Consider the following 21,673-nt stretch of genomic DNA (forward strand, 5'->3'; position numbering starts at 1 on the left):
GTTTTACTCACAACTCACAAGCAAAACCCCTCAACTGTCCACGAGGGTAAGAGACATAGTGTCTACGAAGGTCCGAGACAGAACCGTCCAATAAGGTATGCGACATAACAGCACCAAATCGGGTCCGGAAAGCGCATTCCAATCGATTTGCTGCCACACAGATTGGAGAGGGGGGTCTCGAGTTGGTGTTTCGCCCAAACACATGTACTGTTGAGGACGCAACGCGGGGTGGAGCAGTTCGGTAGCTCGCCGGGCTCATAACCCGGAGGTCACAGGTTCAAATCCTGTCCCCGCAACCAGATGAGGAAAACCCTCGGCCAGATGGCCGGGGGTTTTTCGTTTCCCGCTCCAGGAAACTGGCCACGGCCGGCGGTACGCCGTCGAACACCGCAACTAAATGTGGAGGCACTAGGCCGGGTAGAGCGCCACCTCGGCGGCCTTAACCACAAAGTACACCTCGGAACCTGGCACCAGTCCCAGCTCAGCCGTAGCCGCCGGTGAAATGTCGGCGGACAAACGTGCCGCCCTGACCCGGATGTGGTCCCCGTGCGGCTCCAGCTCGGTCACCCGCACCTTGAACACATTGCGCGGGCTGCCGTGTGGTGGCGTCGGGAACACAGACACGGCCGACGGCGGGAACGCGGCCATCCCCTCTTGCCCGCCCACCGCTTGGGGTACCTGGGTTTCGGAGCGGCGGTGTCCGGTGACCAGCACGCCGTCGTCCATCAGGAGGGAGGAGCCGCTCAGTGATCCCGGTAGGACGTTCAGGCCGGCCAGGGACGCGGCAAAGGAGCTGCGGGGGTGGGCCAGGACTGTTGCAGTGGGGCCGGACTCAACAATTCTTCCGTCTTCCATGACCACTATCCGATCGGCGAGCATCAGCGCATCCAGCACGCTGTGGGTGACGATGACGGCGCGGCGGCCGGCCAGCACGCGCTTGAGCAGGCTGCGCAGGAAGGGGGCGTGGTTGACGTCCAGGGCGGCCATGGGCTCATCGAGCAGCAGCAGTGCGGGGTCGGTGGCCAGTGCCCGGGCCAGGGCAACCCGTTGTGCCTGCCCGCCGGAGAGCTGGGCGGGCAGGCCGGGCGCCAGTTCCGCGGCGTCCACTTCGCTGAGCCAGTGGTGGGCGGCCGTACGGCTTGCCGACTTGCTCATCCCCTGGCTGCGTGGGCCAAAGGCGACGTTGTCCAGAACGCTCAGATGTGGAAACAGCAGGGGTTCTTGGGCCAGGACACCGAGCTCGCGTGCATGCGGCGGCAGCCAGGTGGTGCCGGGGGAGAGCTGGAACAGGGTCCGCCCACCCAGCGTGGCATGGCCGGAATCCGGTTTGAGTAGTCCGGCGAGTACCTGGACCACGGAGGACTTGCCCGCACCGTTGGGTCCCATGACGGCGATGGTTTCGGTGGGCTCCACCGTGAGGTCAACGTCCACGTTCCGGGCGGCGATTGTGGCCCGCAATGCCAGGGTCATGACGCGGGCCGGGCCAGGCGCGCGCGCAGTGGCGACTTCGGCACACGGTACGTCACGGCGACCACCACGGCAGCCACGGCGATGAGCAGGAAGGACAGTGCCACAGCAGCCTCGGGATCCGTTTCACGTTGCAGGTAAATCTCCAGGGGAAGTGTCCGGGTGACGCCCTGCAAACTCCCCGCAAAGGTCAAGGTTGCCCCGAATTCACCCAGGCTGCGGGCAAACGCCAACACGGCACCGGAGACCAGGCCGGGCAACACCAGGGGCAGCGTGATCCTGCGCAGCACGGTGCTGGGCCGTGCGCCGAGGGTGGCGGCAACCGCCTCATACTTTTGCCCGGCAGTGCGCAGCGTTCCCTCCAGGCTGAGCACCAGAAACGGCAGGGCCACAAACGTCTGCGCCATGACAACCGCTGCCGTGGAAAACGCAATCTGGAGCCCCAAAATCTGCAGGGATTGCCCCAGCAGCCCCTGCCGGCCAAAGGTGTACAGCAACGCCAAGCCACCCACCACGGGCGGCACCACCAGCGGCAGCAGGATCAAGGCCCGCAAAACACGCTGGCCACCAAACTTCGCCCGCGCCAACACCAGGGCCAGCGGCACGCCAAAAATGATGCACAGGGCAGTGCTGGCGGAAGCAGTTTTCAGGCTCAGAAGCAGCGCGGCTAGGGACGATTCCGAGCTGACCAGCGCCAGGAACTGGACCCAATTGACGTGAGCCACCATCCCCATCAGCGGCAGCAAAATGAACAAGGCGCCGGCCGCCGCCACCGCGTAGATCCAGCGCGGGACGGCAGTGTAGCCCCACGTGTGCGCCCGCCCGGGGGCAGCCTTAGGGGGCGCCAAAGCCGGCCTCCCGGAGCACCTTTTGCCCCTGGGGTCCTGCCACCAGGCTGATGAAGTCAGCGGCCAGCAACGGTGCCTTGGAAGATTCGACGGCGGCAATGGGGTAGCGGTTGACGGTTGGCTGGGGCAGGTCCAGTGGAATGCTCAGAACTTTTTTGCCGGCGGACTTGGCGTCGGTCACATAGACAAGTCCGGCATCGGCCTCACCGGCGGTGACCTTGCCCAGGACACCTGTCACGGAGAGTTCCTCGCTGACCGGCGTGAGCGTCAGGCCGGCACTGGCGGCATCCGAGGTGGTGGCTGCGCCGCAGGGAACCTTGGGAGCGCACGTCACCAGCTTCACGCCCGGCTTGGCAACATCGGCAAAGCTGGTGATGTTGGCCGGATTGTCCTGCGGCACCACAAGGGTCAGGACATTGCTGGCAAAGTCGGTGGGGGAGCCCGTGGCCAATCCGGCATCGCTGAGTTTGCTCATGGTGGCCGTGTCGGCTGAGGCGAAAACATCCGCCGGTGCACCCTGAATGATTTGGCTGACAAGGGTTGAGGAGCCGTCAAAACTCAGGGAAACCTTGACCTGGGGATGCTCGGCCTCAAACTGCGCCGCCAATTGCGTGAAAGTCTTCTTCAAGGACGCCGCGGCAAAAACGTTGAGGGTTCCGGAAAATTCCGAAGCACTGGGAGCGTTACTGGCCCCCGGGACGCAGCCCGCCAGGCTCAGGGCCAGCACGGCAACAACAGCTCCCATGCGCAGTCGGTTCGTGCAACCGGATTTCGGGCGGGAGGATTGTGGTCCGGGAAGTGTCATGGCTGGCCCATTGTGTAGGGCACTTCGATGATGACGTTGGTGGATTTCACCACGGCAGTGGCCACAGAACCAAGCTCCAGCTTCAAATCCAGCACGGCTTCGCTGCTCATGAGTGAGACCACCCGGAAGGGGCCGCATTGCAGCTCAACCTGGGCCATGACCTTGTCCATCACAATGTTGGTCACCAGCCCCACAAAGCGGTTCCGGGCTGAGCTGCCGATCCCCGTGGGGTCCTGTGGCAGTTGGGCCTGCTTCTTGGCCAGGACGGCCAGCTCGACGCCGTCCACCACCATGCGACCTTGCTGGTCCTTGGCGCCGTGGAGGGTGCCGTTGCCCAGCCAACGCCGCACGGTGTCATTGCTGACGCCCAGAAACCGGGCTGCCTCGGAAACGCGAATAAGAGTCACGTCGCCAGTCTATATCCTCAAATGCGGAATAGATGCGGATATTACACCGCAAACACGGCAACAAAGTGGGGTTGCCTACCAGGCGTAGTCCTCAGGCGCGGTCTTGGGGCCGGGGAAGATCTCATCGAGTCGGGCTAGGGTGGCCGCGTCCAGGGAGACCTCCAGGGCGCGCAGTCCGGCATCCAGTTGGGTGGCGGTGCGCGGCCCAATGATGGGTGCCGTGACGGCTGGCTGGTGTAGCAGCCATGCCAGTGCCACGTCTGCCGGTGCATGGCCCAGCTCCGCAGCGAACCCTTCAAAGGCGGCAACGGCGTCATGGGACGTGGCCAACGCCTTGGCCGCGCGGCCCTGGAGCCGGCGCACGCCGTCGTCCTGTTTTTGCAGTACGCCGCCCAGCAGACCGCCGTGCAGGGGCGACCACGGGAGCAGACCCAGCCCGTAGTATTTGGCGGCCGGAATGACTTCCCGTTCCACGCTGCGCTGCATCAAGTTGTAGATGGACTGCTCGCTGACCAGACCCGTCAAAGGGCGGCGCGTGGCGGCCTCCTGCGCTGCGGCAATGTGCCAGCCGGCAAAGTTGGAACTGCCCGCGTACAGGATTTTGCCCGCCGCGACGGCAACGTCAATGGCCTGCCAAATCTCATCCCACGGCGTGTCCCTGTCCACATGGTGGAACTGGTACAGGTCGATGTGGTCAGTTTGGAGCCGCTTGAGGCTCGCATCGAGTGCCCGGCGGATGTTCAGTGCCGACAGCTTGGCATCGTTGGGCCAATCGCTCATGGTCCCGTACAGCTTGGTGGCCAGCACTGTCCGCTCGCGCCGTCCGCCGCCCTGGGCAAACCAGCGGCCCATGATCTCCTCGGTCCAGCCCGGGCGTCCGGTTCCGCCGTAGGCGTTGGCCGTGTCAAAAAAGTTCAGGCCGGCGTCGTGCGCCCGGTCCATGATCGCGTGGGCGTCGGCTTCCTCGGTGTGCGGGCCAAAGTTCATGGTGCCCAGGCAAAGCGTGGAAACGGACAGGCCGCTGCGGCCCAGGTGGGTATACAACATGCTCAGGTGAGTCCGTCGGATGAGGAGGAAACCTGGTGGTTCCCTGGTGCCGAACTGTTCCCCCAAGAGGCGAGCAGTTTGAGCGCGTCCTGGGTGGGGGAACCGTTTTTGGCCGTGTAGATGCGCAGGCTTTGCTCGGGATCGTCGGGCAGCAGCAGGTGCTCAAAATCCACTTCCACGTCCCCCACCACGCCGTGGTGCAGGCGCAGGGTGCCGGCGGATTTGCGGGTCACTGTGTGCCGTGCCCACCACTGGCGAAACTCTTCACTGTTGACGGCGAGTTCGCCCACCAGCGCCGCGGCCGCCGGGTCTCCCGGGTGCCTGCCAATGTCGGCACGCAAGGCAGCCACAGCGTCGGAGGCGGCCGCGTGCCAGTCCCGGAACAGAACCCGCGCCCCCGGGTCAAGCATGATCCAGCGCGTGTAGTTGCGTTGCTCCCGGGCCATGGCCGGGAAGTCGGCAAAGAGCAGGCGGGCCATGCGGTTGCTGGCCAGGACGTCAGTTCGCCTGCCCAGGACGACGGCGGGAACCTCACCCACCGCGTCCAACAGCTGGCGCATGGAGGCGCGCACCCTTTGGGCCGGGGGCGGGCTGGTGGCCTGCCCGCCGCAGTTCTCCAACAGGTCCAACATGTGGGCCGACTCGGCGTCGTTCAGTTGCAAGGCACGCGCAACCGATGCCAGCACCGAGCGTGAGGGATGAATGTTCCGGCCCTGCTCAAGCCGTGTGTAGTAGTCGGTGGAAACGTCCGCCAGCCGGGCCACCTCCTCGCGGCGCAAACCGGGCACACGCCGGCTTGTCAGCTCGACGCCTGGCTGCGGTTGCAGCCGGGACCGCATGGCCAAGAGAAACCTGCCGAATTCAATGCTTTGACCCATGCCCCCATTCTGCCCCGGCACGGCGGTGCCGCCTAGCACCTGGGTAGGACTGCTGGTCCTAGGACCGTTTCACACACGCTGTGGGCGGGTGTTCAGCCGCCGGGAAGCCTAGGCTGGGGGAATACGCACCTTGAAAGAGATTCGAATGAAGGGAATGAGTTTCATGACCGACGCAAAAACAGATCGGGCCGTTCCGGAGCTGACGTTGAACAACGGAGTCACCATCCCGGCGCTAGGATTCGGTGTCTTTCAGATCCCGCCTGAGGAAACCCGGGTTGCCGTGACACAGGCGCTGGAGGCGGGTTACCGGCATATCGACACGGCGGCTGCATACGGCAACGAATCCGGCGTTGGCGCAGCCATCGCCCACTCCGGCCTGCCCCGGGAGGACATTTTCATCACCACCAAGCTGCGCAACGGGGAGCAGGGCAGCCCCCGGGCGGCATTCGAGGCCAGCCGCAAGGCGCTCGGGGTGGACTGGGTTGATCTGTACCTGATCCATTGGCCGGTGCCCTCGCAGGGGCTGTTCACGCAGGCGTGGAAGGAGCTCGAATCCCTGTACGCGCAGGGCCTCATCCGCGCCATCGGCGTATCCAACTTCCTGCCCGTGCATTTGGATGAGCTGCGCTCGACGTCAACGGTGGTCCCGGCCGTGAACCAGATCGAGGCCCACCCCACCTTTCAGCAGGCGGTGCTGGCGCAAAAGTGCCGGGACCTTGGCATTGCCGTGGAAGCGTACAGCCCGCTGGGCCAGGGGCGGGACCTGGAGCATGAGGTCGTGGCGGAGTTGGCTGCCCACCACGGGGTAACGCCGGCGCAGCTGGTGCTGGCCTGGCACCTGGGATTGGGCAATATTGTGATTCCCAAAACTGTCTCGCCGGAGCGCATGCGCGAGAACCTGGCCGCGGCCCGGATTAAGCTCAGCGACCCGGACGTGGAGCGGATCTCCGCCTTGGAGACCGGCACCCGCATTGGTGCCGACCCGGCAGTGGCGGCGTTCACACAGCTTTAGGAACACACAGTTTTAAACGGTACGGGTGCAGCTTCGCGTGGCGAAACTGCACCCGTGCACTTGCTAGTTGATGTTTAGAGTTTGTCGAACTCTGCCTCGTCCAGCTTTGTGGGGGCGGCAATCGCCGCAGCCGTCGGTGTGCCACCGGCCTTCAGCGCTGCCAGGCGGGCCTCCACCTCAGTCTGCTCACCCAAATCTTCCAAGCTGTTGAACTGTGCATCCAGGCTTGACGCTGCCAGCTCATTCTGGCCACGAACCTTGGCTTCTTCGCGACGAATCTTCTCTTCGAAACGGCTGACCTCGCTGGTGGGGTCCAGAATGTTGATGCTCTTGATGGCATCGTTCACCTGGGTCTGTGCGGCAGCCGTCTTGGACCGGGCAATGAGCTCGTTGCGCTTGTTGGCCAGCTCGTTCAGCTTGCCCTGCATTTGAGTCAGGCCCGTCTTAAGCTTGTCAACAACGTCAGTTTGCGCCGAGATGGTGGGCTCGGCGGAGCGGGCCTCGTTTTCGGCGGTGATTTGACGTTGGAGAGCCACCTTGGCCAGATTGTCGAACTTTTGCGCGTCGGATGCATTGCCGGTGCCACGGAACTCATCGGCCTTGCGGCTGGCGGCAAGAGCCTTGGAACCCCAGTCCTGGGAAGCCTTGACGTCCTCGTTGTAGTCGTCCTCGAGCATGCGCAAATTGCCAATGGTCTGGGCAACAGCGGATTCAGCCTCGATGATGCTCGCCTTGTAGTCACGCACCATCTGGTCAAGCATCTTCTGCGGATCCTCGGCCTGATCCAGCAACGAATTGATGTTGGCCTTGGCCAACTGTGCGATCCGGCCAAAAATTGACTGCTTTGCCATTCTTATCCCCTTATTGTGCTGGTGAACATCCGATGAAACGTGAACAGGTGTTGCCCGAGGTGCCCGGTAAGGTTTCGAGTCTATTGGGCGTTTCCCAATTCTTGCCCTAGTTGGGAGCCAGTGCAATGTAATGACGGTACGACGCCGGAACCTTCGGCGGGAGCCTAGCGCCGGCTTGGGCTGCGAAACGGCAGATTAGAAGTTACCGCCGCCACCGCCGAGGCCGCCACCGCCGCCGTCACCTCCGCCGAAGCCACCACCTCCGCCGAAGCCACCGCCGCCGAAGCCGCCACCACCGCCGCCGGAGAGCAGACCGCCAATGATGCCACCAAGGATTGCCCCGCCCATGCCCCCTCCCATGCCGCCGCCTCCGCCGTAGCCGCCGCGGCCGCTGCCACCAAAACTGTCAACATCGTTTTGGGCGTAGGAGATGGCTTGTTGAGCCAATTGTTGGGCCTGTTGGGCGTAGCTCAAAGCATTGGCCGGGTCAGTCTCGGAAATAGCCACTGCGTAGTCAAAGTTTCTTTCTGCCTCTGACAAACGTGTCCGGGCCTCCGATCCAACACCACCGCGGCGGGCCGCAATAAAGTCCTTGGCCGTGGCGATGGTGGCTTGGGCGCCCGCCAGAGTTTGCTGCAACGCGGCCTGAGCGCGCAGCGCTTGTTGTTGCTGATCGCGGATGCCCGTCAACAGCTCATCCAGTTGGGCATGAGCAGCTTGAACGGCAGCCATCATGGCGAGAGGGTCAGGCTTTACGCCGGCCTTTTGCAGGCGCACGTCGTTGAGCATTCCCTCGGCCGCCTGGACAGTGGGGGCGTAGCGGGCAAATTCCTGGCTTGCCACCATGGCTTTGGCTTGCTCCAGGTCGCCAAGGGCCGCTGGCAGCGCTGTCTCCAGTGACTGCGCGGCCTCGCTCATGGCCGTCTCTGTTTTCGTTATCGCCTCGAGTAAAACGCTCGATTGCAACAAGCTTTCCTCCGCCGCTTGCACCGAAACCGCCGCGGCGGCCGTCTGCCCCGCCGCCAGTTTCGTGTCCGCGTCAGTGGCCGCAGTGTCCACAAAATCGAGGCGTTCCTTGGCTTGTGCCACGTTGTCACGCACAGGCGCCACGGCCACCTGCGCATACTGCTCGGACATGGTGGTCAGCTTTTGTTCCGCCGCTGCAACTGCTGTTCTGGCGTCGGCGGCCTGGACACGAATGCTCTTGAGCACTGTGGGAGCGGTTCGCTCCAATTCACGCAAGGCGTCAAAGGCGGCCTTTTCGGCATTCAAGGCAGCATTGGCGTCTTCGCTGCGCTTGATGATGTCACCGAGCCACTGACGCTGCTCTTCGATGGTGTCGGGAATTTCATCATCGAGTTGTTGCTGGAGTTTGAAGGACTCGGAGAGGTGCGCCTTGGCGCTGTCCAAGGCGGCCTGGAACGGCTTGACGGCCTCGTCACCGTACGATGCCTGGGCGAAACCAATCTCGTGTTCACTGGTGTTGATGGCATCATCGGCCGCAATCAAGAGCGAGCCGGCCTTTGACCTCAGCTCGGCAACGGACATGCCGGCATTGGGGTCCAAGGGTTTTCCGTCGGCCCCAAAACCCTTTGCCGTGGCCTCGGCCGCCGACTTCCGGCGCTTGTTGCGAATGTAGAGAGCGGTGCCGGCGCCGCCAACCACCACTGCGCCGCCAATGCCCAGGGCCACGAAGCCTCCCGTGGGATTCGGGACGTTGCCTTCGCCGCCGCCTGCGGCGTCACCCAAGGCCGCCGCCGCGTCAATGGCTGCTTGCGCCCATTTGCCCTCTGCCAATTGCGGCTTGATGGCCTTTGTTTGAATAGTGTCGTTCTGGGCGGGCGAAATCATCGAAGTATCTGCCAAAAAGGCGTACTTCCGCTCGGACACCGCCACGGCGAGGATGGCGTCATTGACCCCAAACTGCTTCTGATTGGCCACATCGGTTGCCCACGTGACTTGATCCACGCCGTCAAAGGAATCCACATAAACCACAAAAAGCGTCATCCCGTGGTCTTGGCCGAGTTTGTCAATGGCCGCCTCAACAGCGCCCTTGTCATTGCCCAGGACGTTTGCATTATCGACGATGTACGTCCCGGCGGGAATGCTGACAGGCGGCTCAGCCCGGGCAAGTCCGGCGGGAATCAGCATCAGAGTTGCCAATGCCAGCGCAGCTAGGAATGGAGAAAATACCTTCAACCGTGAAAACATCGCTCACCTTTTGACTTTGGGCCATGATCGGGTGCGGCCGTAATACCTCATACGATACTATGGCGGCGTTTTGCCTCACATCCATGATGCTTCGCCTAGCGAACAACGGTGCACCGATGGCGGCTGGGCCATAATGGAGCTAGACAAACCTTCACAGCTACCTTCCAGCGAACGTACGCCAAGGTACCAGTCACGGGCGAGATGATGAAACCCAAGCAAGGATTCATCACATGAGATTTCAACGAAGGGACAGCTGATGAACGAGAACACCGGCGACCACACCAGCCACGACGACGACCAGCACGGGAACTCATCTCAGGCCCCACAGGATTCGCAGCACCAGCCAACCCCCACCGGTCAGGACCAGACGCGCAGCCTTGACGCCGTGTCGGACGATGTTCCCGCGCCGGAGCAGACACGACCCAGCGATCCTGCCCGTCCCTGGGCGGCGCCGACCGAAGCGCCCCAGTCAGCGCCTGCGCCGCAAAGCGCCCAGGTGCCAGCGCCGCGTCATGACGAAACTGTTGCGAACACCCCGGCTGCGGGGGCCCCACCCTACGGCGACCCCACGACGGCCCACGAAACTACACCCACGGGAGCGCACGCAGCGAATGCGCCATCGGGGCCGCCCGCCTATGGTGCCGTGGCGCCGCGCGACTACGGCAGCGCGTCTGCATCGGAGAACCCCACCGAGCGCATCCCTGCTCCCACCTCGGGCGCTTCCAACGCCACGACGCCCATCCCCATGAGCTTTGCAGCCCCCGGCGGCCCCGCCCAGGACGCCAACAGCGCCGGCCCCGGGTACCCGGCGTCGAACGCGTACCCGCACAGTTTGGCGCCGGCAGTCACCGCCAACCCCAAGGCACGCAAGAAGGTGGGCATGGGTTTGTTTGCCTCCAGCGTCCTGGCCGCAGCCTTGGTGGGTGGCCTGGTGGCAGGCGGGACAGCGTTCCTGGTGGATCAGGCCGGGAACAACACGGTCGCCGGTTCCAACCAGCAGAATTCCCCGCTGGTCATCAACAACCCCAATTCGGTCAATGAGGTTAGCGCCGCAGCGGCGAAGGCCATGCCGTCGGTTGTCACCATTTCGGCTACGAGCGGCAACTCCGGCGGCACGGGGTCGGGCATCATTTTGGACAAGGAGGGGCACATTCTCACGAACACTCACGTGGTGACCCTTGACGGTGCCGCGGCCCATGCGGCCATCGAGGTGCAGACCAGCGACAACAAGGTTTACAAGGGCACCATTGTGGGCACTGACCCGCTCTCGGACCTGGCCGTGGTCAAGATTGATGCCCCCGACCTGGTGCCGGCCACCCTGGGTGAGTCCGGCAAGATCAACGTCGGCGACACGGTGATTGCCATTGGTTCCCCGCTGGGCCTGAACGGCACTGTCACGGATGGCATTGTTTCCACGCTCAACAGGACCATCCAGGTGGCCTCCTCGGCAGTTCCGAAAACGCCCAGTGATACCTCCGAGGACCCGTCCGACGGCGACAACGGCTTCCGTTTCTCCCCTCCGGGGGGCGGACAGGACAGTCCGGCAGCCCAGGGCACGGTGAACCTGAACGTGATCCAGACCGATGCCGCCATCAACCCCGGCAACTCCGGCGGCGCCTTGGTGAACACCTCCGGAAAGATCATTGGCGTCAACGTGGCTATCGCCTCGGCGGGCGACTCCGCCGATTCCGGCAGCCAGAGCGGCAACATCGGTGTGGGCTTCTCCATCCCCATCGATCACGCCAAGCGTGTGGCCCAGGAAATTATCAAAACGGGCAAGGCCTCGCACGGCCAGCTGGGTGTTTCCGTGGCGGGGACTTCCTCCACCGGAAGCAAAAGCACGTTCTCCACGGGCGCCACAGTGGCTGAGGTGACAAAGGACGGTGCAGCAGCCAAGGCCGGACTGCAAAAGGGCGACGTCATCACCAAGTTGGGGGATCGCACCATCAGCGACCCGGCGGATCTGACTGCTGCCGTACGCGAACAGGCGGGCGACGCAACAGTGAAGGTCGACTTCACCCGTGACGGCAAGGCCCAGTCGAAGGACGTCACCTTGGAGACCATGCCGGTCAGCTGACGGCGGTACAAACCAACAAAAAAGTCCTCATTCTGGCACCCGAAGTACGGGGCGCCAGGATGAGGACTTTTTTGTTTGCACTATTCCGCGCAGAGTGCGTGGCGTCAGTGGCAACATCACTAGCTTGGGGCCAGAGCCTTCTCCAACACTGGCCCGGTGGCGGCCAACCCGAGCCACACCAAGGCGATGCCGCAGGCCAAGATAGCTGCAATGACGAGCAAGGACAGGGGTGCAATGATGGCGGCCAGCCCTGTCACCGGGAACAACAAGGCGGCGGCCAGTACGGCCGAACCAATTGTCACACTGCGCACAGGAGACATCACTGAGCGTTTGCGCGCGGCGTTCATGACACTGCGCGGCATGCCCAGCCTGTCAAGACTGATGTACAGCTGGCGCCTGTCCAAAATGGCGGCGGCCTGGTTTACCCCGGCGCTGGAGGCCACCAGCACGAACGACGCGACAACAGTAATCAGCACTCCCGTGCGCATGTCATTGAGCAGATTGACTTCAACGTCATTGGAGCCTTCACCGACGCGGGACATCACGGCCAGCCCCGTCCCGGCCACCACGGCCATGAAACTCGTCATGGACAGTGCGCTGACCTGCCGCCACGCCGCCTTGGGGGATTCCAGAATGGTCCGGGCGGCGAGCAAGGTGGCGGGCGTGTCAGCTTTGCGCAACTGGCGGCCGGCCAGCCGTTTCAGCACAAACGGGCCCAACAGGTTCAGCAGCCCCAGCCCGGTGGCGAACACGCAAACCATCAGCACCATCATGGCCGCGGCGGAGCCGCTGGCGGTCAGGTTCATCATCACCAAATACAGTATGACGGCGCCGCCACCGCCCAGGGCGAGCCGGAGCCAATGGACTGTAGGAGCCTTTTGCCTGGTCCGCACGCCCAAGGGTGAAACCACCACCTGCCGCAGACCAATAGCGGCGCTGACAGCTGCCAAAAGCAGCAGCGCAGCGAGCGTCAGCGCCAGCACACCCGGTGACAGCCACAAATTTTCCAACCCCAAGGCCTTGCCCTGGAACGGAATCTGCGCCACCGCCGGAAGTGCCGCCGCGTAGAGGACCATGCCAGCCAGAATGCCCAGCAGCGCCACAAGGGTGGACTCAATGACTGTCAGCACAGCCACGAGCCGCGGGGTGCCACCGAGCAGGCGAAGGGTGGAAAGTCTTTCATCACGACGGCGGGCCGAGAGCCGCGCCGCCGAACCGCCAAGGGTCAGCATCGGCATGACAAGCAAGGCCAACGCCAGCAGGGCCAGGCCTTGGTACGCTCCGGTCGGGCCATCGGGGGCATGTGCTGCGGTATCGGTGAAAAAGCTCAAGGCCCCGGATAGGACGATCAACAAAAGGCCTGTGACAAGGGCAAACGCCACCGCGGGCAACGCCAGCACGGCCTTGCTGCCGGCGGTCGGTCTGGCTAGCATCCACAGGATGGAAAAAGTGGCTCGAATACTTCTCACCGCTGGCCTGCCCAGTCCCGCACCGCAAAATCCCGACTCGCCAGAAACGTGCTGCCACCTGGCTTGTCCGGCCCGCTGGAGCCGGCACCCGGGTGAGTCTGCGGCGTGAGGGAGAGAACGCCGTCGTGCATGTACAAGGTGCGGCTGCACAGGGCAGCCACGGCGGGGTCATGGGTGACAAGGACAAGTGTGTGGCCCCGCCCAGCCGTGGCCGCCAAGAGTGCGCTCATGACCTCGGCCGAGGTGTGGGAGTCGAGTGCGCCTGTGGGTTCATCGGCGAACACAATCTTGGCCCCCGTCACCTGTGCACGGGCAATGGCGACCCGCTGCGCCTGCCCGCCGGACAGTTCGCCGATCCTGCGGGACTCCATGCCCGCCAAACCCAGATGGCCCAGCCAGATCGCTGCGGCGGCCTCGGCTTCGCGGCGAGATGAGCCATTGAGCATCAGCGCCAGGGCGACGTTCTCTAGGGCAGTCAGCTCCGGGATCAGCAGCCCGGCCTGGAACACGAAGCCAAAGGATTCGCGGCGGAGCTTGGAGCGCTGGGTCTCATTGAGCTCGGTGATAGTTGTGCCCGCATAGTTCACGGTGCCAGCATCCGGTGTGGTGATGCCGGCCAGGGTGTGCAGGAGAGTTGTTTTGCCTGATCCGGAGGCGCCCATGATGGCCACGGACTCGCCGGCAGCAATGTCAACGTCAACGTTGTCCAAGGCGATTCCTGGACCATAGTGTTTGGATAGGGAGCGTGCGCTCAAAATAGCTGAAGTCATGGCTCTACTCTTCCGTTTTATCGGCGGGACCGCATCGGGCCAGAGGTGGATTAAGAAAACCGGCAATCCACCCGCGGGCGGAGAGCCCAGCCATCAGCGCACCCTCACGGAGGGGAGGGATGTTCGCCACGAGTAAAGATTCGACCCATGAAATTCTGGCTCCGGGCTGGTACGAACTATGCTGTGGAAGTAGGCCAAGGGCGAACCCGCGGCACCCACCCCCAAGGGGAAGGGTGCAGCACAACCATTCGTCCATGACACAAAGGACAGCAGTGGAAAACTCAGCACTGAACATTGTGGTACTGGTGAAGTATGTGCCAGACGCGCAATTTGACCGCCATCTCATCGGCGATACCCACAGAATTGACCGGAGCGAGAGCATCCTTTCCGAAATGGATGAATACGCTCTTGAAGCTGCACTGGCATTGACTGATGCCCGCGGCGGCGCCAAGGGCGGCAACGTTGTCACGGCGCTGACACTGGGCCCGGCAGCGGCGGCGGCGGCAGTTAAAAAGTCGCTGCAGATCGGCGCCACCCAGGGCCTGCACGTCAGCGACGAGGCGCTTGCAGGCTCCGACGCCTCAGCCACCTCCTTGGCGCTAGCAGCAGCCATCAACACCCTGGGCCCGGTGGATCTCGTCATCACCGGCATGGCCTCCACCGATGGGGAAACCTCCATCGTTCCGGCCCAACTGGCGGCCCGTCTGGGCCTGGCGCAGCTCACCTTTGCCTCGGCGCTGGAGGTGGAGGGCAACACTGTCACCGCCCGCCGTGACGGCGATGACTTCTCCGAAGAAATTCAAGCAGCACTGCCCGCCCTGGTCTCGGTCACCGATCAGGCCAACGAGCCGCGGTACCCGAACTTCAAGGGCATCATTGCTGCGAAGAAGAAAAAGGTGACAACCGTGTCCCTGGCGGATCTGGGCTTGGCGCCCTCCGCCGTCGGCCATGCTGGTTCACTGACTTTGGTCACTGCCGCAGCCGAGCGCCCCGCGCGCACGGCCGGCACCATCATCACCGATTCAGGCGATGCCGGCATCCAATTGGTTGACTTCCTGGCCGCGCAGAAACTGATCTAAGGACTTATTCATGACTGCAATTGTTGTTTATATTGATCAGCTCGATGCCCCCGGCAAGCTCTCCAACACTGTGCATCAGCTGCTGACGCTGGCCCGTGGCGCAGGGGAGCCGGTAGCCGTGGTGGCCGGTCCGCTCAGCGCTGAGGTGCTGGCCGAGCTGGCTGCCTACGGTGTGAGCCGCGTGCTGCATTCCGAGCAGGCCGAGCTGGGTGCCTACCTGGTGGCACCCAAAGCCGATCTGGTGGCCCAGGCCGCTGCCGCTGTTTCCGCCAGCGCCGTGCTGGTGGACAACAGCGCCGCCGGCAAGGAAATCGCTGCCCGGGCAGGTGTCGCCCTGAACGCCGGAGTCCTCACCGACGCGGTGTCGGTGACCTACGACGGCAGCGCCCTCGTGGCGCATAAGTCGGTCCTTGCAGGGTCCTACACTGTCGAGGCGCGCGCCACCACAGCCGTTGCCGTCATCAGTGTCAAGGCGCACAGCGTGGAAGCCTCCTTGGCACAGCAGACCAGTGTTCCCGCAGTGGAGCTTGTGGACGTGGCTTTTGCACCGGCAAGCCTTGGTGCCCGGGTCATCTCACGCACACCACGTGCAGCCACCGGACGCCCCGAACTTGATGACGCCCGCATAGTTGTTGCTGGCGGACGCGGCGTCGATGGCGACTTCACCCCCATCGAGGAGCTGGCGGATGTGCTGGGTGCCGCCGTGGGTGCCTCACGGGCAGCAACGGATGCCGGCTGGATCTCGCACGCCTCTCAGGTGGGCCAGACGGGCAAGAAGGTTTCCCCTCAGCTGTACATCTCGGTGGGTATTTCAGGTGCCATCCAGCAGAAGGCCGGCATGCAGACCTCAAAACTCATTGTGGCCGTCAACAAGGATGCGGAGTCGCCCATCTTTGAGATTGCCGACTTTGGCATTGTGGGGGACCTGTTCAAGGTGCTGCCGCAGGCCGTGGAAGAAATCAAGAAGCGCCGGGCCTAGTCCCCGTCCGTTCCCTAACCTCGTTCCTCGGCCAGGGAACCCGGCGGATGTGGGCCCAGCCGCTCGCTAAGTCGAAAATGCCGCCGTTTTGCGGAAATGGCGTGGTGTGTACTATGGGAGTTTCGTCAAACGGCGACATTTTTCAATGATGCCTCGATGCACCGGCGACCGATGTTATCCACAGGCGCATCCTGCCCCTCTTTTTTATGACAAAAACTGGTGCGAGGCTTGGATACATGACTACGCCTCGACTCATCAGCTCGGCGGACTATGACCGGTTCGGACAGGACCGCCGTAAGCTGGCCACCCTCCAGCAACGGGGTCAACTTGTCCGTGTTCGACGAGGCATCTATGTTGAGACGGCCGAATGGAACAAGCTAGCTGAGAACGAACGTTACGGTCTAAAAGCCTTGGCCTGCGCACGGCTGGCAGCGACCGAACCAGTGTTCTGCCACGCCACCGCAGCACTCCTGTGGGGTTTATGGATTGTCGGCACTCCGCAAAAACTGCACACAGTGACCGAGGTGACCAGTAGCGGACGCAGTTCAAACGGCGTCATTCGCCACATCGGATCCCGAACAGAGTCGGTGTTGCGGTGCGGGCCATTTTTAGTCACGGACAAGCTCACCACCACGTTGGCATTGATCAGTACCTTGGCGTTCCCCTATGCGGTGGCTGTCTGTGATTCAAGTCTGCAGGTGCCTCGCAGTTCCGCGGATGTGAACCAATTTGCCGCCCCCGAAGCCGACCCCTTTGAGAGAACAGCCTCGTGGAACGCAGGCTCCCCGCAAGATGGCCCACTTTCAGTCGATGAGCTGCTTGCCGCAGCGCAACTGCTGCCCAGCAGGGCCGCGCAGTCACGAACCTTGAAGGTGATTGGATTTGCCTCGGCCTTGTCAGGATCGGCGGGTGAATCACTGAGCCGGGTGAAGATGTTCCAGATGGGGTTCCCGGTACCGGTGCTGCAACAAAAGTTTGAGCTCAGCGGCGGCAGGAACGCGTTCGTGGATTTCTGGTTCAAGAAGCAACGAATCGTGGGCGAATTCGACGGGAACGGCAAGTACCTCAGGGACGACTGGGGCGGTGGACTGTCACTTCAGGACCGGATTATGGCCGAAAAAAAGCGAGAAGACCAGATCCGGGCCTACGGGGTGGGATTTGCGCGGTGGGATTGGAAGGAAATGATGCACAAGGAGCGGTTCGCGTACATCCTGCGGCAAGCAGGCCTTCGTCAACAGTAATGCGGCTCGGCAAAATTTGGCTCAACGGCTCAACGGCTCAACGGCTCAACGGCTCAGCGAATCAAGAAATGCCACCGTTTGACGCAAATGCCATAGTACAAACTATGGCATTTGCGTCAAACTGTGGCATTTTCGAACTCAGGTGCGCGGGACTGACGCGGTGGCGATGAGGGCGTCCGAATTCATGTCTATGCGCGGTCCCACGGACTTGATGAACTCGCGGCGCACCCTGGCAATCGCTTCCGGGTCGCGGGGGAGCAGGGTGCGCCAGCCGCTGCCCATGACCAGGTTCCAGGCCATGGCGTCGTCAACCGTCAGCGTCAGCGGGTGCGTCGTGACGGATACGTCTTCCAGGCCGCGTTCGCCAAGCCATGTGGCCAGTGACTCCACGGAGGCCACACGCGCCATGTTCTGGTTGGCCTCGGGCACTACCCCGGCCAGGCGGGGCCGCTCCTTGATGGCCGCCTCAAGGATGCGTCCGGCGAAGGGCTCCAGGGCGCCCTCAACCCAGGTGCTGGTCACCAGCCTGCCGCCGGGGCGGAGCATGGAGACTAGGTGTTCAACGCCGGCTTCCATGTCGGCAAAGAAGAACATGCTGTAGGAACACAACACTGCGTCGAAGGTGCGGTGCCCTCGCCAGGCCGTCACGTCGGCCTCCGTCAGGGTGGTGTTGAGAATGCCGCGCTGGGCCAGATTGGCTGCGGCTATGCGCAATAGCCCGGTGGAAAGATCGACCCCGTCAACGGTTCCGTTGGCTCCCACTGCGAGGGCGGCCGGAATAGTGGCGGCACCTGTGCCGCAACAAGCATCCAATACTTTTTCCCCCGGCTGCAACACCGCTGCGGCAACGACGTCGCGGCCCATGGGGTCCCAGAGTTTGTCCGACCACGCCTCGAATTGCAGCGCTCCGTCGGTGAACGCCAAGCCAGGATCGCGAGCGGACATGAATACCTCCAGTTGATGAAATGGGTCAGCCAGGGCTGTGGCTGTGATTTTAGGCCTGGAGTTGGGCTCCGGCGAAATCGTTTTGCCGCCATGCCTCGAAAACGGCGATGGAGGCGGCATTGGCCAGATTCAGGGACCGCAATGAGGGCATCATGGGCAGGCGCACCCGCGCGGTGATGTGCGGATCAGCTTTGACGTCCTCGGGCAGGCCGTCAGATTCGCGGCCAAACATCAGCACGTCCCCGGGCTGGTAGGCGATGTCCGTGTAGCTGGCTTCGCCATCGGAGGTGAAAGCATAGACGCGTTCCGGGGCCAGGGCTTCCCACGCGGCCGTCAACGATTTGTGCACCGTGACCACCGCCAGGTCGTGATAGTCCAGACCGGCCCGGCGCAGCTTCGCGTCGGAGAAGTCAAAACCCAGGGGTTCAACAAGGTGCAGCTCGGCGCCGGTAATGGCTGCCAGTCGGATGGCATTGCCAGTATTGCCGGGGATCTCTGGCGTCAGGAAGAGGATGCGAAACACGCTTTTCATCCTACCGCTAAACGAATAGCTGTCCGGGCCCGCCGAGGGACTCGCCGCGAGCTGGCCGTCGCGTCAGTACATTCCGCCCAGCAGCCTGCTCAGGACCTGCAGATCAACCACATTGGGGTTGGGGCCGGAGGCCAGAAATTGCTTCACTTCACGGACAAAACGGGCAGCATTGGCCACATTGACTGTGCTTGAGCCGTCCGGTTCGGTGCCGCGATCATAGTCAATGACAGGTTCAAAGGCGTTCCCCGTGGTGCTGTGCACACACACCCAGGCGGTGACGTTGCATTCGGGGAAGAGCTCCTGGGATTGGCGGGCGGCCGGGATCAGCTGTGGCGGTGCCGCGACCTTGTTGCCATGAACCAGCGCGCCGCCGTCCCAACGAAAGGCGCCACCGGGCACCAGCATGGAACCGACAATGGCAATGCGGTAGCCAGAAATCAGCACATGATCCAGATAGCCGTTGCTAAAAGGGGCGTGGAGACCGTTGACCAGGCGGGCTGCAGGAATGCTGGGCATGAGACTCTGCATGATCAATTGTGCCGTGCGGGCTTCACGGGCCAAACGGGAGGACGCGCCAAACACCCCACGTTTGCGTGGCGCACCGTGAACGGGTTGCGCCGCCGTGGCGCGCGGCAGCAGGGGCAGCTCGCCGTCGGTGAGGCTTTCGTAGGCGGGCACGTACACGGCCGGATCACTTGCCGTGTGGCGTTCGGCAGGTTTCCGCCGAGTATGGAAACTACTGGAGCGCCCGTCGCCGGGAGCCGATGGGTGCGCGGTGGACCCGCCGCGGTTCGGCGCGCCATAGCTGCGGGTTGCCCTGCGCCCGGCAGTGCCAGGGCTGGCATAGGACTTGTCGTACGTTTGGCGCCGGACGGGGTCCACCAAAACCTCATAGGCCTCGGTGACTTGGCGAAACAACGCAGGATCCCCGCCCCTGTCGGGGTGCGTAATCCTGGCAGCTTTACGGTAGGCAATCTTCACGTCGCGTTCAGTGGCTGTTGGCGCAAGTCCCAGGACTTGATAATGCGTGAGGAATTTCGCGCTCACTTCTGACCCTTCCCTTGCCTAGTTGTGCCGGACGATCAGTCTATCCGCCGCAGGGTGGACCACTTCCTTGTGGCGCGGGGTGCGCACTGTCATAATTGCTCTTGCCATGAACGCATCCCCCATCCCTGCGCAGCCAGGCGCCCCCGCAACCCTGTCCATTGCTGTCGCCATCAATCCGCGCGCAGCATTTGGCGGACGGGGCAACACCACGCCCCGGCGCACGGGCGAGATGGTGGTGCAGCGTCTGCGTGACGCCGGGCACCAGGTGAGCGTACTGCTCCGCAGTGACTACCAGACACTGGCCGAGGCCGTCGAGTCAGAGATTGCCGCCGGTGCCGGAGCCTTGGTGGTGGTGGGCGGCGACGGCATGGTCCATCTGGGGGTGAATGCCCTGGCCGGTACGGCCATCCCCCTGGGCATCATCCCGGCGGGCACGGGCAACGATGCCGCGCGCGGACTGGGCCTTGACCCCAAAGACCCGGGCGCCGCGATTGAGCGTTTCTTGAAGGCCTGCCACAACGCGCCACGGACGGTTGATGTGGGCCGGATTGAGCGTGCCGGGCAGCCACCCGTCTGGTTCATGTGCGCGCTCTCAGCCGGTTTTGATGCCTTGGTGAATGAGCGCGCCAACGGCTGGCGGTGGCCGCGCGGGCCCCTGCGCTACAACCTGGCGATCCTGCGTGAGCTGGCCACCTTGAAACCGCTGCACTATTCACTGGTGGTCGATGGTCAGGTGCGGCAGCAGCTGGCCGTGCTGATTTCCGTCTCCAACGGCGTTTCCATTGGCGGCGGCATGAAGATTACCCCCGATGCCAAGTACGACGACGGCCTGTTGGATTTGTTTGTTGTCTCGCCGGTGTCCAAACGCACCTTCCTGCGCATCTACCCGCTGGTCTTTTCCGGCCGACACACCACTCACCCCGTGGTCAGCATTGAGCGGGTCAAGGAGGTGCGCATGGCTTCTTCGGGGTTGGTGGCGTATGCAGACGGTGAACGGGTGGGGCCGTTGCCGGCAACCATCAAGGTTGACCCCGGTGCGTTGCAACTGTGGGTTTAGCCAGCTGGGAGCCGGCGCATCGGTACAGTTGATCGTATGAGTTCAAGCAATGGCAAGGTGAGGCAGGCGATGGCTGCTGTGTGTGTTGCCGGGGGCGTCCTCACAGCGGTGAGTGGCTGCACGATTGCCGTGCCTTCGCCGGCTCCGGCCACAGCGGTGAAAAGCACCGCGCCGCCCAGTTTTGCCCCGCCCACCATTGTTGCCGGACACGACGCCGCAGCGGTGGCCGCGGCGCCCATGACCTTTGCGGCAGGCACCACGCTCCGGGCGGAGGTGCCGGTGGGATTTAGCGACATTTTGGGTCAGCCGCCGCAGGACTATGCGGAAACTCCCGGCTCGCCGGAGTGGAAACTTCTGAAAAAGAACATGGCCGGGCAAACACAGTACAGCAACGCAGCCGGGTGCCGGATCGCATATTGGGTGAGCACCAATCAAGGGCCGCTCATCACCAGCGGCGAGGACAAGACCTCCACAGTGGAGTTGCTGCAGTACTTGATTCCCTCCGTCCTGCCCGAATCGCTCACCGAGACCACGCTGCCGTGGGTTGCTGAGGCAGGTAAGAAAGGGCCAGGTATTACCTTCCTGCGCCACAACACCAAGGCGGCCAGTGGCGTCATGGCCAGTGCTGTGTGGGCGCGCATGCTGGGCACTGCCGACACAGCGTTGCTGGTGAGCTTGGCCTGCCCCACTGATGCGTTGCTGGCGTCCACCACCCCGGCTCTCATGACTAAGGTGTCAGTGGTGCCGCCGTCGAACTAGCGCCCGGCGCCCTCCCCAGAGTTCTGTGTAGCAGTTGTTAGACGAAAAACCGTGAAAACGGGTCATTTTCGTCCTGTTATGGGCGAGTTACAGGGATCGTTGCAACACTCCATACCTTTTGGAGTTGCGATACCGATGGAGTCTTCATCAATTAATGAAGCTTTTTTAGAGAAAATGTCATCACCGGAAGAC

General features: G+C 63.2%; 20 protein-coding genes and 1 tRNA gene. 8 read left to right on the forward strand and 13 right to left on the reverse strand.

The genetic code is table 11. The annotated features are described in order from the left end of the window. Positions 1 to 222 precede the first annotated feature (222 nt). Positions 223 to 299, forward strand: a tRNA-Met gene (locus tag ACX80E_RS15960). A gap of 109 nt (positions 300 to 408) precedes the next feature. Here the strand turns inward: ACX80E_RS15960 and ACX80E_RS15965 are convergent. The 6 genes from ACX80E_RS15965 to ACX80E_RS15990 form a co-directional block, all read right to left on the reverse strand. Beyond that, positions 409 to 1,470, reverse strand: a complete 1,062-nt coding sequence (locus tag ACX80E_RS15965; protein ID WP_459303033.1) for a sulfate/molybdate ABC transporter ATP-binding protein — start codon at positions 1,468 to 1,470, stop codon at positions 409 to 411. After that, a complete protein-coding gene (locus ACX80E_RS15970; protein ID WP_459303034.1) occupies positions 1,467 to 2,315 on the reverse strand; it encodes an ABC transporter permease in 849 nt (282 codons plus the stop codon). Before ACX80E_RS15970 ends, ACX80E_RS15965 begins: the two co-directional genes overlap by 4 nt. Then, positions 2,302 to 3,060 carry a molybdate ABC transporter substrate-binding protein gene (gene modA / locus ACX80E_RS15975; RefSeq protein ID WP_459303054.1) on the reverse strand — a complete coding sequence of 253 codons (759 nt, stop codon included), beginning with the start codon at positions 3,058 to 3,060 and terminating at the stop codon, positions 2,302 to 2,304. Before modA ends, ACX80E_RS15970 begins: the two co-directional genes overlap by 14 nt. A 56-nt stretch (positions 3,061 to 3,116) precedes the next feature. After that, positions 3,117 to 3,527 (reverse strand): TOBE domain-containing protein, encoded by a 411-nt coding sequence (locus ACX80E_RS15980; protein WP_459303035.1) that lies wholly within the window; start codon positions 3,525 to 3,527, stop codon positions 3,117 to 3,119. 75 nt (positions 3,528 to 3,602) lie between these two features. After that, positions 3,603 to 4,574, reverse strand: coding sequence for an aldo/keto reductase (locus ACX80E_RS15985; protein WP_459303036.1), 972 nt, complete (start codon positions 4,572 to 4,574; stop codon positions 3,603 to 3,605). 2 nt (positions 4,575 to 4,576) lie between these two features. After that, on the reverse strand, positions 4,577 to 5,452 hold the full coding sequence (locus ACX80E_RS15990) for a helix-turn-helix transcriptional regulator (protein WP_459303037.1): 876 nt from the start codon (positions 5,450 to 5,452) through the stop codon (positions 4,577 to 4,579). A 163-nt stretch (positions 5,453 to 5,615) separates the two neighbouring features. On the opposite strand from ACX80E_RS15990, the gene ACX80E_RS15995 reads away from it, so the two are divergent. Continuing rightward, complete coding sequence (locus ACX80E_RS15995) at positions 5,616 to 6,464, forward strand: aldo/keto reductase (RefSeq protein ID WP_459303038.1); 849 nt, start codon at positions 5,616 to 5,618, stop codon at positions 6,462 to 6,464. 74 nt (positions 6,465 to 6,538) lie between these two features. Here ACX80E_RS15995 and ACX80E_RS16000 read toward each other — a convergent pair whose 3' ends face one another. Both ACX80E_RS16000 and ACX80E_RS16005 read right to left on the reverse strand, forming a co-directional pair. Continuing rightward, positions 6,539 to 7,315 (reverse strand): PspA/IM30 family protein, encoded by a 777-nt coding sequence (locus ACX80E_RS16000; RefSeq protein WP_459303040.1) that lies wholly within the window; start codon positions 7,313 to 7,315, stop codon positions 6,539 to 6,541. Between the two features lie 195 nt (positions 7,316 to 7,510). Beyond that, positions 7,511 to 9,526, reverse strand: coding sequence for a TPM domain-containing protein (locus ACX80E_RS16005; protein ID WP_459303041.1), 2,016 nt, complete (start codon positions 9,524 to 9,526; stop codon positions 7,511 to 7,513). 256 nt (positions 9,527 to 9,782) lie between these two features. On the opposite strand from ACX80E_RS16005, the gene ACX80E_RS16010 reads away from it, so the two are divergent. Further along, positions 9,783 to 11,603 carry a S1C family serine protease gene (locus ACX80E_RS16010; protein WP_459303042.1) on the forward strand — a complete coding sequence of 607 codons (1,821 nt, stop codon included), beginning with the start codon at positions 9,783 to 9,785 and terminating at the stop codon, positions 11,601 to 11,603. 119 nt (positions 11,604 to 11,722) lie between these two features. Here ACX80E_RS16010 and ACX80E_RS16015 read toward each other — a convergent pair whose 3' ends face one another. Both ACX80E_RS16015 and ACX80E_RS16020 read right to left on the reverse strand, forming a co-directional pair. Then, complete coding sequence (locus ACX80E_RS16015; protein ID WP_459303043.1) at positions 11,723 to 13,036, reverse strand: FtsX-like permease family protein; 1,314 nt, start codon at positions 13,034 to 13,036, stop codon at positions 11,723 to 11,725. A 32-nt stretch (positions 13,037 to 13,068) separates the two neighbouring features. Then, a complete protein-coding gene (locus tag ACX80E_RS16020; RefSeq protein ID WP_459303044.1) occupies positions 13,069 to 13,842 on the reverse strand; it encodes an ABC transporter ATP-binding protein in 774 nt (257 codons plus the stop codon). 254 nt (positions 13,843 to 14,096) lie between these two features. On the opposite strand from ACX80E_RS16020, the gene ACX80E_RS16025 reads away from it, so the two are divergent. From ACX80E_RS16025 to ACX80E_RS16035, 3 genes are all read left to right on the forward strand, one after another. After that, positions 14,097 to 14,921, forward strand: coding sequence for an electron transfer flavoprotein subunit beta/FixA family protein (locus tag ACX80E_RS16025; RefSeq protein ID WP_459303045.1), 825 nt, complete (start codon positions 14,097 to 14,099; stop codon positions 14,919 to 14,921). Positions 14,922 to 14,931: 10 nt separating this feature from the next. Beyond that, positions 14,932 to 15,900 carry an electron transfer flavoprotein subunit alpha/FixB family protein gene (locus ACX80E_RS16030; protein ID WP_459303046.1) on the forward strand — a complete coding sequence of 323 codons (969 nt, stop codon included), beginning with the start codon at positions 14,932 to 14,934 and terminating at the stop codon, positions 15,898 to 15,900. A gap of 236 nt (positions 15,901 to 16,136) precedes the next feature. Beyond that, positions 16,137 to 17,141 (forward strand): hypothetical protein, encoded by a 1,005-nt coding sequence (locus ACX80E_RS16035; RefSeq protein WP_459303047.1) that lies wholly within the window; start codon positions 16,137 to 16,139, stop codon positions 17,139 to 17,141. 138 nt (positions 17,142 to 17,279) lie between these two features. Here ACX80E_RS16035 and ACX80E_RS16040 read toward each other — a convergent pair whose 3' ends face one another. The 3 genes from ACX80E_RS16040 to ACX80E_RS16050 form a co-directional block, all read right to left on the reverse strand. Continuing rightward, positions 17,280 to 18,086: a class I SAM-dependent methyltransferase gene (locus ACX80E_RS16040; protein WP_459303049.1), complete on the reverse strand. Its 807-nt coding sequence runs from the start codon at positions 18,084 to 18,086 to the stop codon at positions 17,280 to 17,282. 49 nt (positions 18,087 to 18,135) lie between these two features. Further along, positions 18,136 to 18,609 (reverse strand): tRNA (cytidine(34)-2'-O)-methyltransferase, encoded by a 474-nt coding sequence (locus ACX80E_RS16045; RefSeq protein ID WP_459303050.1) that lies wholly within the window; start codon positions 18,607 to 18,609, stop codon positions 18,136 to 18,138. 72 nt (positions 18,610 to 18,681) lie between these two features. Next, complete coding sequence (locus ACX80E_RS16050; protein WP_459303051.1) at positions 18,682 to 19,665, reverse strand: J domain-containing protein; 984 nt, start codon at positions 19,663 to 19,665, stop codon at positions 18,682 to 18,684. 106 nt (positions 19,666 to 19,771) lie between these two features. Between ACX80E_RS16050 and ACX80E_RS16055 the strand changes: the two genes are divergently transcribed. Then, a complete protein-coding gene (locus tag ACX80E_RS16055) occupies positions 19,772 to 20,722 on the forward strand; it encodes a diacylglycerol/lipid kinase family protein (protein WP_459303052.1) in 951 nt (316 codons plus the stop codon). Between the two features lie 36 nt (positions 20,723 to 20,758). Continuing rightward, the gene (locus tag ACX80E_RS16060) at positions 20,759 to 21,481 is read left to right on the forward strand and encodes a hypothetical protein (RefSeq protein ID WP_459303053.1); all 723 of its coding nucleotides are present in this window, start codon (positions 20,759 to 20,761) and stop codon (positions 21,479 to 21,481) included. The last annotated feature ends 192 nt before the right edge of the window (positions 21,482 to 21,673 follow it).

It is taken from the genome of Arthrobacter sp. TMN-49 (genome assembly GCF_054511095.1).